At 50.7% G+C, this 13,871-nt stretch carries 16 protein-coding genes; 3 read left to right on the forward strand and 13 right to left on the reverse strand.

Features of this window, described 5'->3' with window-relative positions; genetic code table 11:
* Positions 1-38: 38 nt before the first annotated feature.
* The 5 genes from mauD to B3355_RS06565 all read right to left on the reverse strand — a co-directional run bounded on the left by mauD (position 39) and on the right by B3355_RS06565 (position 4,476).
* A complete protein-coding gene (gene mauD, locus B3355_RS06545; RefSeq protein WP_047516606.1) occupies positions 39-674 on the reverse strand; it encodes a methylamine dehydrogenase accessory protein MauD in 636 nt (211 codons plus the stop codon).
* Complete coding sequence (locus B3355_RS06550) at positions 667-1,239, reverse strand: MauE/DoxX family redox-associated membrane protein (protein WP_019883214.1); 573 nt, start codon at positions 1,237-1,239, stop codon at positions 667-669. The genes mauD and B3355_RS06550 overlap by 8 nt, the downstream gene beginning before the upstream one ends.
* Before the next feature lie 7 nt (positions 1,240-1,246).
* Positions 1,247-2,464, reverse strand: a complete 1,218-nt coding sequence (gene mauB / locus B3355_RS06555) for a methylamine dehydrogenase (amicyanin) large subunit (protein ID WP_292781706.1) — start codon at positions 2,462-2,464, stop codon at positions 1,247-1,249.
* Positions 2,465-2,525: 61 nt separating this feature from the next.
* Positions 2,526-3,383 (reverse strand): methylamine utilization protein MauF, encoded by an 858-nt coding sequence (locus B3355_RS06560; protein ID WP_292781709.1) that lies wholly within the window; start codon positions 3,381-3,383, stop codon positions 2,526-2,528.
* A gap of 250 nt (positions 3,384-3,633) precedes the next feature.
* Entirely contained in the window at positions 3,634-4,476 is an 843-nt protein-coding gene (locus tag B3355_RS06565; protein WP_292781713.1) for a TorF family putative porin, read from the reverse strand.
* Between the two features lie 503 nt (positions 4,477-4,979).
* Between B3355_RS06565 and B3355_RS06570 the strand changes: the two genes are divergently transcribed.
* Positions 4,980-5,990 (forward strand): helix-turn-helix domain-containing protein, encoded by a 1,011-nt coding sequence (locus B3355_RS06570; RefSeq protein ID WP_047516597.1) that lies wholly within the window; start codon positions 4,980-4,982, stop codon positions 5,988-5,990.
* A gap of 37 nt (positions 5,991-6,027) precedes the next feature.
* Here the strand turns inward: B3355_RS06570 and tatC are convergent, their stop codons facing one another.
* The 3 genes from tatC to tatA are packed head-to-tail and all read right to left on the reverse strand — an operon-like array spanning position 6,028 to position 7,277.
* Positions 6,028-6,774 carry a twin-arginine translocase subunit TatC gene (gene tatC / locus B3355_RS06575; protein ID WP_292781717.1) on the reverse strand — a complete coding sequence of 249 codons (747 nt, stop codon included), beginning with the start codon at positions 6,772-6,774 and terminating at the stop codon, positions 6,028-6,030.
* Between the two features lie 7 nt (positions 6,775-6,781).
* Positions 6,782-7,111 (reverse strand): Sec-independent protein translocase protein TatB, encoded by a 330-nt coding sequence (gene tatB, locus B3355_RS06580; RefSeq protein WP_194754690.1) that lies wholly within the window; start codon positions 7,109-7,111, stop codon positions 6,782-6,784.
* Positions 7,104-7,277, reverse strand: a complete 174-nt coding sequence (gene tatA / locus B3355_RS06585) for a Sec-independent protein translocase subunit TatA (RefSeq protein WP_292781725.1) — start codon at positions 7,275-7,277, stop codon at positions 7,104-7,106. Before tatA ends, tatB begins: the two co-directional genes overlap by 8 nt.
* A 281-nt stretch (positions 7,278-7,558) precedes the next feature.
* Between tatA and B3355_RS06590 the strand changes: the two genes are divergently transcribed.
* On the forward strand, positions 7,559-9,316 hold the full coding sequence (locus B3355_RS06590; protein WP_292781728.1) for an ABC transporter ATP-binding protein: 1,758 nt from the start codon (positions 7,559-7,561) through the stop codon (positions 9,314-9,316).
* Between the two features lie 34 nt (positions 9,317-9,350).
* Positions 9,351-9,857: a DUF1993 domain-containing protein gene (locus B3355_RS06595; protein ID WP_292781731.1), complete on the forward strand. Its 507-nt coding sequence runs from the start codon at positions 9,351-9,353 to the stop codon at positions 9,855-9,857.
* 74 nt (positions 9,858-9,931) lie between these two features.
* Here B3355_RS06595 and B3355_RS06600 read toward each other — a convergent pair whose 3' ends face one another.
* The 5 genes from B3355_RS06600 to B3355_RS06620 all read right to left on the reverse strand — a co-directional run bounded on the left by B3355_RS06600 (position 9,932) and on the right by B3355_RS06620 (position 13,866).
* Positions 9,932-10,834 carry a dienelactone hydrolase family protein gene (locus B3355_RS06600; protein ID WP_292781733.1) on the reverse strand — a complete coding sequence of 301 codons (903 nt, stop codon included), beginning with the start codon at positions 10,832-10,834 and terminating at the stop codon, positions 9,932-9,934.
* Between the two features lie 30 nt (positions 10,835-10,864).
* Positions 10,865-11,356: a GNAT family N-acetyltransferase gene (locus B3355_RS06605; protein ID WP_292781736.1), complete on the reverse strand. Its 492-nt coding sequence runs from the start codon at positions 11,354-11,356 to the stop codon at positions 10,865-10,867.
* Between the two features lie 49 nt (positions 11,357-11,405).
* The gene (locus B3355_RS06610) at positions 11,406-12,053 is read right to left on the reverse strand and encodes a class I SAM-dependent methyltransferase (RefSeq protein WP_292781740.1); all 648 of its coding nucleotides are present in this window, start codon (positions 12,051-12,053) and stop codon (positions 11,406-11,408) included.
* Positions 12,054-12,067: 14 nt separating this feature from the next.
* Entirely contained in the window at positions 12,068-12,619 is a 552-nt protein-coding gene (locus B3355_RS06615) for a hypothetical protein (protein ID WP_292781743.1), read from the reverse strand.
* A gap of 86 nt (positions 12,620-12,705) precedes the next feature.
* Complete coding sequence (locus B3355_RS06620; RefSeq protein ID WP_019883230.1) at positions 12,706-13,866, reverse strand: LLM class flavin-dependent oxidoreductase; 1,161 nt, start codon at positions 13,864-13,866, stop codon at positions 12,706-12,708.
* Positions 13,867-13,871: the final 5 nt, after the last annotated feature.

Raw genomic sequence — 13,871 nt, forward strand, 5'->3', positions numbered from 1 at the left:
TCGTTTACTCTCTCCGTAATCAAGACGTGAACCAGCGCTTAATGCACTTTGTTCGCGGTCACTTGTTTAAATTTAGGTGCAGTGTTTTCATCCTTGAGGTAGTTCTGCAAGGTTGAGTGGCCATGACGGATAGTCTCAAACAGGCTTTCTACATGCTCACGGGTGTTGCACAGGCCTTTAGCCAGGATTTTGCCGTCCTGATCCAGCAACACGCCGTAAGGTACTTTTGATACTTGGTAGCGCATGCCAATCTCGGCAGAAACCACATACAACTCACCATCCAGCGGGTGATCTTTGAGGAACTGGCGGTGTTCTGCCTGGGTACCATCACTGATCAGCACCACATCTGTTTCTTCAATCGCCGCAACAGAGCGGATGATAGGCAACAGTTTCTGGCAGATCGGGCAGGAGGGGCCGGTGAACATCAGCAGGCTAGGACGGCCTGGATTAATGGAGCGGCCAACCAGGACAGGCTCGCCGTCGAAGGTATTCACATTGAAAATCGGTGAACGTTCGCCGACATCCGGACCGTGGTCTATCATCATGGCGCCCAGCGGTGCTGAACGTTCATGTAACAAACCAATCTGACGGATCACGCCCAGCATTAATGCTGCCAATGCCAAAAATGCTCCCCACAACAGCACATTTGATGCAATCAAGATTCCACTAGTCATTTGAATTTCCTTTATAGATTTCTAATTTATGTTTGGTCGCTGGAAAGCCAACCATCAGGTCTGCCGCCATGTAAATCAGTGACAGCATGACGGCCGAAGCCAATGCAGTCAGGGCTGATTCCACGCTGATGCTCGCTATCTCCAACGGCACCGCAGCGACATACAAGCTCATTCCAGCCAGGGCCAAGGCTCTCAGCACATGAAACATGCCGATCCGGCTCATGCTGGTCGGGCGGCGCACACAACCACAATCAATGTGGGTGCGGCCACGGCCGACATTCACCGCAATGGCGAAAGAGAACAGCATGAACAGCCCGGCAGCCACACAGGCGGCGACTGTGCGCAGTGACGGCACCAGCAAGGCGATTGCGCACCCCAGTTCCACCCATGGCAATAACTTGGCAAAAGGTGCAACCAGAAACCCTGGCAAAAGCTTGTAGTTGGCCACTACGCCCAGGAACTCATCCTGACTGCGGAGCTTGGGAATTGCTGCTGCTGCGAGAATCAGCGCCACAAACAGTGACGCGAATATCGCAACGGTAGGATCATTCACCATCGAGTCCATATCGATCTCACTTATCCGCAATGTAGATCATGGAAGGAGCACGGCCCAGTTCATCAATACTGGATAAGGCCTTGCCGCTCACAGCATCAAAAGTGAACAGTGTTTTCGCTTCTTCAGACACCGCGTACAAGTACGGCTTTTCATCCTGGCTCACAGCGATAGAGTTGATTTCATGCTTCAACTCGATACGACGCAGGCGTTTTCCGGAGGTCGCATCCACGACGAACACATAGCGGCTAGGCAGTTTGTGTGTCCATTTTTCACGTTGGTCTGCCAGCAAGTACAGCTCGTTACGTGCTTTGTGGTAAGTCAGGGTTTGCCAGCCACCTGGACGCCATTTGTCCGCTTTTTCCTTGTCGGTAAACACTTCGATTGGCTTGATGAATTCGGCACCGCTCTCAGATAATTTCGCCTGAAAAATCTTGCCTTCGTATGTCGGCCAAGCCAGGTGGTTATTTGAATTGGAGTAGTACGGGTTATTCAGCAGATACTCTTTTTCAGTATGGAATACCTTGGTTGGCTTCTGCTTGGTATTGCCCTTGTTGTCATAGGTGAACTGCATCAGGGAACCATCACGACAGTGCATAAAGAAGTTCTGGTTTGCCGTTGGGAAAATATGGTAGCAATCCGGCACATTCATGATTTTCACGAAGGCTTTTTTCTCCAGGTCCACCAGACCGACACCAGGTGAAGGTGAGAACTGCTGGAACAGCAGGTGCTTGTCATCCACACTCAAGCCCGCCGTACGCTCGAACACACCGGTCAGGAAACGGCCTTCAGGAATATCGATATCGGCGATGGGTTCATGCGTTCTGGTGTCGATCAATTCCAGGTAGTCATCACGCTTGCCACGGGCCACGCGGGAGTACATCGTGCTGGCGATGGCCAAAAACTTGCCATCTGAACCCACCATCACGTTAGGTAACTTGCCGGCATCGGTCATACCCAGCAACTTGCTGGATTTGCCATCTATCGTATATACGGTAGAAGTCATGTGGAAGTTACCTGGATCCATCACGTAAACACGTTTGGAATCGCTAGGTGGTGCCACTGCGATAGATGTTTCATCCTGCAACTTGGCAGTGATCTCTGAACCGAGCTGGTTTGGTGTTGCATCCGCCATGGCCAGGCTGCTGGATAGCATGAGTGCTGCCAAAACCAGCCCCCCCGCCAAGCCTGTCGGCTTAGCTTGACGAATCATCGATGGATGATCGAATGTTGTCATAAATCCTCCTAATATTTTTAAATGGATAGAACTTGCTATTGCGTCTGGTGTTGCTACCGGCTTACAGCATCACCAGCATTAAAGCTGCTGAAGCGATCGCCAATAACAGGAAACCATCAACTTCAACTGCACTTTCCTGCCAACGGGCCAACCAGGCTTGAACCGACTGATCCTTAACAGGTAAGAAGTTAACTGCCACTGGCAAGCAGCGACCGATATTGAATACGGCGATCACGGCAATGCCCGCCTTGACACCCCCACTGAGCAAAGCCACGCCAGTCACGATGTACAGCATCGGCGTTTGCACATAAGTCAGGTAGTTCATGCCCAGCGAGAAGCCATACAGCAGGCCAATCACAGAGGAACGGAAGCGGAAACGTGCATCATGTGGCACTTGCGCACGGCGTTGCGGATAAGGCATCTTCAAAAAGCCGAACTGGTGCAAACCGTAACCAATCGCCAGCGCTGCCAGGCCGATCACCGAGTACTGCAATGGCACTTCGGCAAACAACAACCAGCTGATACCTCCCAGCGCGCCACCGAGTACCACAGCGCCGATGGCATAGCCCACGGCATGGGTAAAAAAGGTAGGCGCCCAACGGGCAACCGAGCCGAATGAGTAGCGACCTGCTGGTCTCAACAAACTTAAACTTGAGTAACCACAAGGAGACCAGGTAGACAGCAAGCCGCCGACAAAGGCCAGCAACACAAACAGGCCGGTGAGTGCTACATCTACGGACAAAGTGCCATGCATGACGCGACCGGCAAACACACCGGTGGCAATCGCAGTGAGCATCATGATGAAGCGGGTGCCGGTCGATTGCGATTTTGAAAAATGATACGCATCAGGGACACAGGTCTCAGCTGCGTAAGTTTGGGACGCATGACTGATGGCAGCAGTCCCTATGTTCATACTCATATTTCCTCCTTTGGCCTGTTGGCCTAAGCTTTGTTTTGAATGAAGCATGAATATAGCGATCTTGTTTAGCGGGCTTTAGCAAAAATCGGCATATCCCTTTTGTGAACGTTTTATGAAGGCCAAGTCATGCCAGTTTTTACTATTGAGAAAAAAGCCCCTTCCTTATGAAGGACATGTCGGAGATATCTGGAAGGGGCTATCAATCGGGCACAGCCGGCCTGGCAAGCCAGCTGGCGGGCTAAAACGCTGCCTACATATTCAGGCGGATATAGCCAAAAAACTTGTTTTGGGCAGTTTTATAGCCATCCGCGGCCGTGTACCAGTCATCGTTGGCATCAATCGCCACATAACTCACCCCGGCATTCCAGCCTTTCACACTGCCGATGCTGAAATCTTTATTCAGGCCAACCGAGTAATCGGTGTAATTGCCGATGTAATAGTTTTTAACCACCTGGTGGCCAACATGAAACACACAGTTGATGCCGGTATTGGCTAATGATGTGGTGTAACTCGCCTCTACATAGTGACTACCTTTAGAGCCACCCTCGCCCATCTCGTGATTGCCTATCATGGCGTGTCCCATAGACACCGTGTTCACACCAAACCAGTCCGTGAGTGAGTGTGAGTATTTGAGATTGAACTGATGGTAATCGACAGCGATATTGGCTTCTGCCACATGCGGATGCTGGCCGACATAATGCCGGTTTTGCGGATAGTAATACTCAATAAAGCCTGCGGTCACTGTGGCATCGTTAGCAAAGGTTTTTTTAAAGCCGCCATACAGATCGATCTCATAGGTATTGCCATAAATCGCATCTTTATTGACATTGGTATAGCCCAACCCCAGAAACCAGCCACTATCATGTGAATAATCCACGGCCGCCTGAAACGCGCCACGGCCACGACCATATGAAATGCCCCTGAACAAATAATCGCTATAAACACCCACATTGCCAGTGATATGGTGCGGGGATGCGACTAGCTCAGCCTGACCATCTTTACCCAGACCAATCACCTCTTCTGCGTGTGCCTGGCTGGTAAGCAGGGCAAATAATAACCACGCGCCAAGCTGGCGCTTTCTTTCCTCGTGCATAGATTTCCTCTCTCATCGCTCTTTGATTTTTTAGTGTTGATTAACAACCAGGCTAGAAAGAAAGGCGAGGAAATGAAGACGCGCAACCGCGTGTCGTGACTGGTGTTTTGTAACATTGTTTGTCATGATGCAAACACCACGGTCAATCGTGGATATCCCCCTGCCTAGCACTAGCGGCTAGTTGATGCATTTCAATTTGAAGCGATGTGACAATAGCGGCGATGCAGAAAGCGATGTAGCAAGAATTGGCAAAGCTGCGGAAAAATGCAGAAAAAGCCTGCGTGTTTTGCCGTTTATTGCTATCCATCTGGACATTTCCGCTCTAAAGTGGCACTGACAGGCAGTTTTTCTGTCATAAAAAATAATAAAACCGGGTGTTTAAGGCCTAAAAAGCAATAAAAATAATAAAAAACAATGAATTTAGTCCGAATATTTATATAAATGGACTTTCATGGATATCCCCACCGCACTCTCTAAAGCGGTGAATATCAGGAGCGATTAAAATGGGGTTTAGAGAAACAATACTGGGGCTGGACCAGCTGGTCAGTCCTGACTTTCACCTGGTGAAACGCAATACTGGTGATGTGCTTGAACAGGCTGATGCTTTGCCGTTTTGGTCGCAGGACTATACGCAACTGAGTAAAGGTGTTTTTTCAGGGGCAGTGAACAGTGTGAGCTGTAATGGGATTCAAATTTTCACTGAAACCATGAACCGGGCGGTGGACCAGATTGCCAGTGCGCCGCAAGACTCTTATGTGATCGGGCTCACCACGGTGGTCGAAGGCGAAGCCAGTTGGGGATTGCTACCCGTGCGGGTCAACTCACTGATTACACTGGATAAAAATGCCGAGCTGTATTTCAGGACATCAACCATTTCAGAAATTACCGTGGCGGTGATTCCGGCCAAACGGCTGGAAGCCTATGCAGAGAAAATAGACTGGATGAATTTCAGCCAGGTGATGGGCGCGATCAAACCGGTGGAATTACTGCCTGCAAATGTCGCCAAACTTTTACTCAGCACCCTGCACTATGGTTTGCAATTTGGCGCCGAGCAGGAACAACAACTGGATAACCGGCAAAAATGGGAAAGCTTTGAAGAGGACCTGATGTCAGCCTGTTTGCATGCGCTATTCCACGCCAGTGAAAATACGCACCCGCATTTCGACTACCGTATCCCACGCTATATTGTGAACCGCGTCCGCAGCTCGACTTTAACCAATCCCGGCTTTCCGTTGACGATAGAGGAATTGTGTAAGGTCTTGAAAGTGAGCCGCAGAACACTCAATCACGCCTTTATCCGTGTGCTGGGCATTACGCCAGTGACCTATATGCGCAATGTGCGTTTGCAACGTATCCGCATTGAGTTGCTCAATGCCTCAAAAGATGTTTCGAGCATCGCGCATGTGGCCAGCAAGTGGGGGTTCTGGCATATGAGCCTGTTTTCGCGCTATTACCGTGAACTGTTTGGCGAGTGCCCCATTGATACCTTGCAAAGAGCAAGAGGCCAAAAGTAGGCCTCTTTTTTTCACATCGCCTCAATCATCTATTCATTTAAGTGCCGGGTAACACCGCCAGCGTTGCGCGATTGCGGCGGTAAATCAACACACGTGCTACCAGCAATCCCAGCTCATATAACAGCCATAACGGGATAGCGAGCATACACTGCGAAATGATATCGGGCGGGGTAAAAATAGCCCCCACGACAAATGCGCCGACAATCACATAACCGCGGCTTTCTTTCAAAGTCTGTAATTCGACCAGTCCCATGTAGGCAATCGCCACGACGATAATCGGTGTTTGAAAAGACACCCCAAATGCCAGTGTGATGGAGATGAGAAAATCCAGGTAATTACCGATTTCCGTCATCACCGCCACCCCTGCTGGCGCGCTGCCGATAATAAACTTAAACACCACCGGGATCACCACATAAAAGGCAAAACAGGCGCCCAGCATAAATAGCGACAAACTGGCCAATACGCCCAGCACGCTCATGAACTTTTCTTTTGGATACAGCCCTGGCTGCACAAATTTCCACAGTTGGTACAAAGTGTGCGGCAGGCTCAATACAAACGCCACATACAAGGCAATCTTCAGCGGAATCATGAACGGAGATGTGACAGAAGTGGCAATCATCCTGCCCCCTGCTGGCAACTGGCTCAGTAAAGGCGCCACAAAAAACTGATGCAACTCATTGGCGAATGGCACGGTCATGCATGCGGCCAGCAACAGGCCAAGCAAGATACGGATAAAACGCGTGCGTAACTCGTAAAAATGGCTGAGGGTATCGGTGTGTTCCATCTTGGTTTTACTTTAAAGCGACTGGCTCTGCAACTGGCACCGGTGGTGCCGGTTTGGTGGCGGCTGGCGGCAGCACCATATCCTCAATTTCTGTATGCACATCAATCAAGGTAGATTGCATAGACAGCAACTTCTGCTGCGCATCAGCTGTGGCTTTCTTCATGGTATCCAGCGCCACCTGGCGGTCAATATCCTGCTTCACGCCAGAGATATAGCGTTGCACACGGCCATACAGCAAGCCATAAGTCCTGGCCAGCTTCGGCAGTTTGTCGGGGCCGATCACAATCAACGCCACCACGACGATGACGATGATTTCAGAAAACCCGACCTCAAACATGCTTGGATTGATCCTCGACGGCAGCGGGTTGCTCGTTCATGGCTTCTTTAAAGCTTTTCACCGCGCCACCCACATCGCCCCCCAGGTTACGCAACCGCTTGGTGCCAAACACCATGGTCACGACGGCCAACACAATGACCCAATGCCAAATACTAAAACTTCCCATTTCAAGTCTCCTTAGATTGTGCATGCAATCATCCGCCATAACGCGCACCCGGGTTAGTAAAAACTGGCATGACCTGCATGAACCTCGTACAGGCATACTAGTCCATACTGTTGCCAAGCAAACAGCCGATAGTCGCGCAGTGTTTCATTTACAACACCTGAAATCATCAAGCCTTCGAAGCCCATTGTTTTGATTAGCAAAAATCATGGCACGAAGTTTGATTAGTCTTTCAGTTGGATCAGGGACAACCCTGGTCATAGCGAAAGAATAGAGAGTTAACTATGCAAAACGTATGGCGTGCCATTCAGTTTATTCCCGAATATAAAGGGAAAGTCATTGGGGTGATCCTGGTCGGTACCGCATTGGGATTTATCAATACCGCCACCCCGTATTTGTACAAGATGATTGTTGATGTTATTGCACACCTGCTGTCAGGCACCATTACCCAGCAACAAGCCACCTGGAGTGTGACCGTATTACTCGGGATATTTTTTGCCTTGCGCCTGGGGGTGGTGATATTCGGCGCGATCCAGAACAAGCAGGCCGATGATTTGTGGCTGGATACCGTGAGCACCTTCCGCCAGCGCGTGTTCGATAACATGACGCAAAAGTCGATTGATTACTTTGAAAAAACCCGTGTCGGCGAAATCATGGATCGCTTTGGCACCATTACCAGCATCACCATGTGGCTGTCTTCGCTCACTGAAGGCACCCTCTCTGGCATCCTGCAAATGCTGTTTATCATCACCGTGCTGCTGGTCAAGGCCCCCGTCATTGGCCTGATCATGGCCGGGGTGCTGGCCATCAACTTCTGGGTGTCTTACCGCACCGTAGGCTGGACACACCAGTATCGCCGGGGCTGGCAAGCCCTGGCAGGCCGTATGACCGGATTGCTGGCAGAAATGGTTGGCAACATTGCCACCGTACGCAGCTTTGGCGGCGAACCGGCAGTGAAACAACGCTATGACACCACCCAGGCCGAATGGCGCGTGGTGCGCGACAACCTGCATAAAACCCAATGGAAATCAGAACAAGGCCTCAATGTGGTGAACACGTTTGGCGTGTTTGCCGCAGTAGCCCTCACTGTCAACGGTGCGCTCAAAGGTGCATATACCACGGGAGACATCCTGCTGGTACTGACCTTGAGCCAAAGCCTGATCAGCACCATCGGCCCGATTGCCAGACAGGTAAACCAGGCCAGTGAAATCGAGAGCAGTGCCGAGCGGTTGGTGGAACTGCTGGATGTAGAAGCAGAACACAGAGACAAACCTGATGCCATCGTGCTGGAACAACTGGAAACCATCACTTTTGAGCAGGTCACTTTCCGTTACCCTGGCAAAGAAACCAGTGCTTTAGATCAAGTGTCGTTTCATCTCAATGCGGGCCAGACACTGGCCCTGGTCGGCACCAGCGGCAGTGGCAAAACCACCATCGTCAAACTGCTGATGCGCTTTTATGACCCGACCGAAGGCCGTATCCTCATTAACGGCATAGACCTCAGGGATTACCAGCAACGCAGCATCCGTGCCGTGATGGGCGTGGTGTTGCAAGACGTCGCCCTGTTTAATGACAGCATAGGTGAGAACATTGCCTTTGCCAGACCGGGCGCGACCAACCAGGACGTGATTGCCGCGGCGGTTGCAGCACATGCTGACGAATTTATCCGGCATCTGGATGACCAGTATGAAACACGGGTCGGTGAGCGTGGGATCAAATTGTCTGGTGGCGAAAAACAACGCGTGGCGATTGCCCGCGCCATTCTTAAAAACCCGCAGCTGATTATTCTGGACGAAGCCACCAGCGCACTGGATTCTGAATCAGAACACCTGGTGCAGCAAGGCCTGGAGCAGTTGGTGTCAGGCCGCAGTTCCATCATCATCGCGCACCGTCTGAGCACGGTCATGAATGCAGACATGATCCTGGTATTGCAACACGGCCATATTATCGAAAGAGGCCATCACGCCGAGCTACTCGCCGTGCAAGGGCTGTATGCACGACTATTTTCACTGCAATCCAAAGGGCATCTGGCCGTCGCCTGAGCCTAACTTCAACCCCACTTTATGGTGATTAAAAATGAGCACTTCTTTATATCAATTATCCGTCCCGACCTTTATTAAGTTTCTCGGCAACCTGTCCCATATTCTGGACAAAGCCGCTGCGTTTGCCACAGAAAAAAAGATAGAACAAAGCGTGCTGCTAGAAACCCGCCTCTATCCCAATATGTTTACCTTTGGCCGCCAATTGCAACGCGTAGCGGATCATGCCACTAGTTACTCCGCCAGACTGGCTGGCCTGCCACCCCCCAAATTTGACCTGCCACTGACCACCTTTGCCGAGTATCAAGCCTTGATCAAAGCATCCATCGATTTCTTGTCCGGACTGGAAGCCAGCCAGATTGATGGCCAGGAAACCAGGGAAATCTCTATCCCGCGTGGCACCGAAGTTCGCGTCGTACAAGGCCAGCCACATCTGCTGAATAACATTTTGCCCAACTTTTACTTCCACCTGACCACTGCCTACGCCATTTTGCGCCATATCGGTGTGGATGTTGGTAAACAGGATTTTTTAGGCAGAAGCTAACCATATACACAAAAAAGTGGGCATTTGCCCACTTTTATTACTTTCCCGCCAGCCGCTTATCAGGGTTGGCTTTTTTATGCTGATGTTCTCAAGTGCTGGTTAAAAAAGTCTATGCTGCGTTGCCAGGCCAGCGTAGCGGCGGCCTCATCATAACGTGGTGTCGTATCATTATTAAACCCATGCTGGGTGCCCGCATATTGATAGGCCTGATATGCTTTACCCGCAGATTTCAGCGCCTGTTCATAAGGCGGCCAGCTGGCATTAACACGCTCATCCTGCTCGGCAAAATGAATCAGCAATGGTGACTTGATAGCAGGCACGGCCTCCAATGGCGGCGCGCTACCGTAAAAAGGCACGGCTGCGGCCAATGTTGGTAATCGCGTCGCCAAAAGATTGCTCAGGCTGCCGCCATAGCAAAAACCAATCGCCCCCACTCGCCCATTGCTCTCAGGCAATTGTGCCAGCCAGTGAAATGCCGCCACAAAGTCCTCTTGGGTTTTAGGCTGATCCAGCTTTTTAAACAGCTCACGCGCAGCATCCTCATCCCCCGGATACCCGCCCAGCGGCGTTAACGCATCAGGCGCAAAAGCAATAAAGTTCTCCAGCGCCACGCGGCGGGCAATATCTTCGATATGCGGATTCAGCCCACGATTCTCATGAATCACCAGGACAGCTGGCAATTTACCAGTGATGTTGACCGGCTTGACCAGATAGCCTCTGACTTTGCCATAGCCCTTGGGCGACTCGACTTCGACATACTGCGCCTGGATACGACCATCATTACCCGCAATGCGCTGGGCATAGGCAAACTTTGGGGTCAAAGTCTCCAGCAAGCCGACGGCCGTAAACGCACCGGCAAATCTGCCAGCTTTAGAGATAAATGTACGCCGGTCTATGTCACCGTGTACAAATTGATCAAACAACCTTAATGCTTCCGGGTGAAAGTCACTTGCAGTGTGTTTGGGAGGATTAGACATTTGATACATCTCCTAGCAATTTAAATATGTTTAGAGCAACAAGGCCATTGAAATATAGTTTTCATAGTGTTCATTAACTTTCACAGCATTGATGTGAAGTCCTTCTTTTAAGAAGCCAAATTGTTCATAGAGTTTAATGGCAACATCGTTATGCTCTCTTACTGTTAATGTAATCCTGGTTAAACCGGACGCGCATGCAGCTTCCAGCGCAGCTTGCATTAAACGTTTGCCAATTCCCTGTTGCCGATGTCTGCGCACAACGCCTATCCCGAGCACGCCTGCATGTGCATACACCGGCCGATCAAGTGAGGCAATATCACACCAACCCACGACTTGCTGGTTGTAAAGTGCAATAAAATGCGGCCAATGTCCGGCAATATTTTTCCTCACGAAATTAACGGTCATCTCATGCGGCGGTCCTTCTGTGAAAGACAGGTATTTAAGCTCTCTGGCAACACTATCTACAGCAGCGGCAAAACCATCAATGTCATGCTCGCTTATAGGTTTAATCTCATATGTCATTTTTAATGCTACATGGCCTGTCAGGTGAAATAGTCAAAAAGCTCGAATACTAAGCCAGCACATATTCAAGTGCCCAAAAGTGTTGCCATGCATGAAAGCGAACCTGGCTAGCCGAAGCACTCACCGCGCCTCGCAGCTCCTGCTCGGTAAAAAAATTCTTCAGTATGCGATGTGTGGAACCATCCTCCAAACGACGTACCTGATAAGTATTGCCTGAAGCGTCTGGTTCGCTAATCGGCGTGCTACTAGCCTCAACATATCGATTGTCCAGAAGCACGACACGTGCCCCCTGTTTTAGGGAGGCATGGAGTTGATGGAGAAAGAAACCAAGCCGTTCACGTGGTACATGAGAAAGCCAGAATCCAGCAAAGGCGGCAGAAAAATCGTCTTCACGCACTGGGGGATGATAGGCATCCCCAATCACAAACTGTACATGTGATATCTGAACGCGCTCATTAGCAATCGCGAGTGTCTCAGGCGATGCATCAATAGCAAGTAATGCTTGAACAACCGGTGCCAAGAACTGCGTCCAATAGCCCGTGCCACAAGCAACTTCAAGCAGATAATGGCCCTTAAACACCGATGGCAACCAGTGCTCAATATTTCTCAGGTCTGTCTGGCGCTCCGGTTTTAAATAAACACGATCATATTCGCGTGCTCTCGCTGAGTAATAGGCCTGTATTGTGTCAATGCTCATGCATTCCTTTAGATTCAACCGGGCCTGTAACGCCAGCGTGGAATCAATAACAACGCCAGCAGTGAACCGATGGCAATCGCTACAGAAAGCCAAACCACAACATGGTGTTCTGCCATGTGTTCAGGATAAATTTTTAACACAGCGCCCAGGCCAATCGTATTGCCGCCAACCACTAATACTGCCGCAGCGTAATCATGAAACCGTCTGGCCTTATTCGCACCCATCGCCCATTTTGGATCCGTGTTATAGCTGGGCAATTCAACATGTGCGTTTTGCAGTCGCTCAAGCTCAGACAAAAATGCCCTCAAATTAGTGATCGCCCGCTCAGCCTTGTAGTTCAAAAATGCGAGACATGTCGACGAGACAGGGAAACCAAGTACCAGCCACTCAACGGGCAGTTGGCTGGCCCCCTCGCCTGGTTTCAGTGCTACGAGGGCGGCAAGCAAACTGACTGTGAGCGTGACATACAACGCCAGCGCTTGCTGACGTTGCGCAATTCTGGCATTGACCTCCTGGTAAGCCGCAATAAACCTGTAATTAGCATCTACAATCAGTTTGGCAGTCATGCCATATACACTTTCTCACTATTCACTCATACCAAAAAGCCCTCATGCAAGCTGTGCATGAGGGCTTTGTTTGCCAGCTTGTTAACTTAAGCCACTGCGCGCAAATTACTCGCGCCTGATTTACCACGTACCAGCGGCAACACTTCTTCACCGACACGATACGCTTCTTCCAGATGCGGCGTACTGGCCAGGATAAAGGCATCCGTACCCAGTTGCACCAACTCATCCAGTCTGGCGGCGACATTCTCATAGCTACCGACAATCCCCAAGGTCTGGCCACCGCGCAGCAAGCTGAATCCCGTCCAGATATTGGGCGACAGGATAAAGTCTTTGTAGCTGTTAATGGTTTGCGGTCTCAGGCCACGCTGGCGGCTGGCACCCACGGAATCCCCGGCGTTTTGTGCTTTGTAACGATCCAGTATCTCTTTCGGAATATTCTCAAAGCCACGGCTGACTTCACGCCACGCTTCTTCCTCGGTTGGACGCGCGACGATATCGACACGAATGGAGCACTTGATCTTGCGTCCGAGGTGATCGGTGCGCTCTTTCACCCGCGCAAATTTGTCTTTGATCAAGTCAAAAGGCTCCAGCCATGACAGGTAGTAATCCGCATGCTTGGAAGCCGAAGCCAACGCGGCGTCAGAAGAGCCGGAGAAGTATATTTCCGGGTACTCTTCTTTGGACAGCGGATCTGGCAGGCCTGCATCTTCAACCTGGTAGAACTGGCCATTATAGGAGAACGGGCCACCTGCCCAGATGCCTTTAAGCACATCCAGGAACTCAGTGGTACGGCCATAACGGTCATCATGCTTGACCGGGTCTCCCCACCACAATTGTGAAGGACCGCCACCACCGGTAATAATGTTATATAAGGCGCGGCCCCCGGTTGCACGTTGCAGGCTGGCAGTCATGCGCGCAGCCACCACCGGGTTAAGAAACCCAGGCTGGAACGGGATCATGAAGCGGAAATTTTTCGTCTCGCGGGCCAGGAATGCAGAAATCACCCAAGGCTCATCCGTATTCGGGAAAGAGGGAATCAAACCGCCCTGGAAGCCGGAAATTTCAGCGGCACGTGCAATTTCTGCCAGGTAGTCGATATAGGTGAAGCCATCGTCGCCTCCGCCACCCAGGCCACTCAAGGTCTTGTTGTCATTGCCAGGAAACCAGTCACCACGGAAAGGATCACGTGCCCGGTGTGACCCTGGCTCGCCGTGGGTTGGAATTCTCCAAAAAACATCTATGCTCATTATTT

Source organism: Methylophilus sp. UBA6697 (genome assembly GCF_002454655.1).
In the GTDB taxonomy this organism is placed as follows: Bacteria; Pseudomonadota; Gammaproteobacteria; order Burkholderiales; family Methylophilaceae; genus Methylophilus.

Coding starts and splice junctions, on each gene's coding strand:
- mauD (WP_047516606.1), bottom strand. CDS start 674: ATGACTAGTGGAATCTTGATTGCATCAAATGTGCTGTTGTGGGGAGCA.
- B3355_RS06550 (WP_019883214.1), bottom strand. CDS start 1,239: ATGGACTCGATGGTGAATGATCCTACCGTTGCGATATTCGCGTCACTG.
- mauB (WP_292781706.1), bottom strand. CDS start 2,464: ATGACAACATTCGATCATCCATCGATGATTCGTCAAGCTAAGCCGACA.
- B3355_RS06560 (WP_292781709.1), bottom strand. CDS start 3,383: ATGAGTATGAACATAGGGACTGCTGCCATCAGTCATGCGTCCCAAACT.
- B3355_RS06565 (WP_292781713.1), bottom strand. CDS start 4,476: ATGCACGAGGAAAGAAAGCGCCAGCTTGGCGCGTGGTTATTATTTGCC.
- B3355_RS06570 (WP_047516597.1), top strand. CDS start 4,980: ATGGGGTTTAGAGAAACAATACTGGGGCTGGACCAGCTGGTCAGTCCT.
- tatC (WP_292781717.1), bottom strand. CDS start 6,774: ATGGAACACACCGATACCCTCAGCCATTTTTACGAGTTACGCACGCGT.
- tatB (WP_194754690.1), bottom strand. CDS start 7,111: ATGTTTGAGGTCGGGTTTTCTGAAATCATCGTCATCGTCGTGGTGGCG.
- tatA (WP_292781725.1), bottom strand. CDS start 7,277: ATGGGAAGTTTTAGTATTTGGCATTGGGTCATTGTGTTGGCCGTCGTG.
- B3355_RS06590 (WP_292781728.1), top strand. CDS start 7,559: ATGCAAAACGTATGGCGTGCCATTCAGTTTATTCCCGAATATAAAGGG.
- B3355_RS06595 (WP_292781731.1), top strand. CDS start 9,351: ATGAGCACTTCTTTATATCAATTATCCGTCCCGACCTTTATTAAGTTT.
- B3355_RS06600 (WP_292781733.1), bottom strand. CDS start 10,834: ATGTCTAATCCTCCCAAACACACTGCAAGTGACTTTCACCCGGAAGCA.
- B3355_RS06605 (WP_292781736.1), bottom strand. CDS start 11,356: ATGACATATGAGATTAAACCTATAAGCGAGCATGACATTGATGGTTTT.
- B3355_RS06610 (WP_292781740.1), bottom strand. CDS start 12,053: ATGAGCATTGACACAATACAGGCCTATTACTCAGCGAGAGCACGCGAA.
- B3355_RS06615 (WP_292781743.1), bottom strand. CDS start 12,619: ATGACTGCCAAACTGATTGTAGATGCTAATTACAGGTTTATTGCGGCT.
- B3355_RS06620 (WP_019883230.1), bottom strand. CDS start 13,866: ATGAGCATAGATGTTTTTTGGAGAATTCCAACCCACGGCGAGCCAGGG.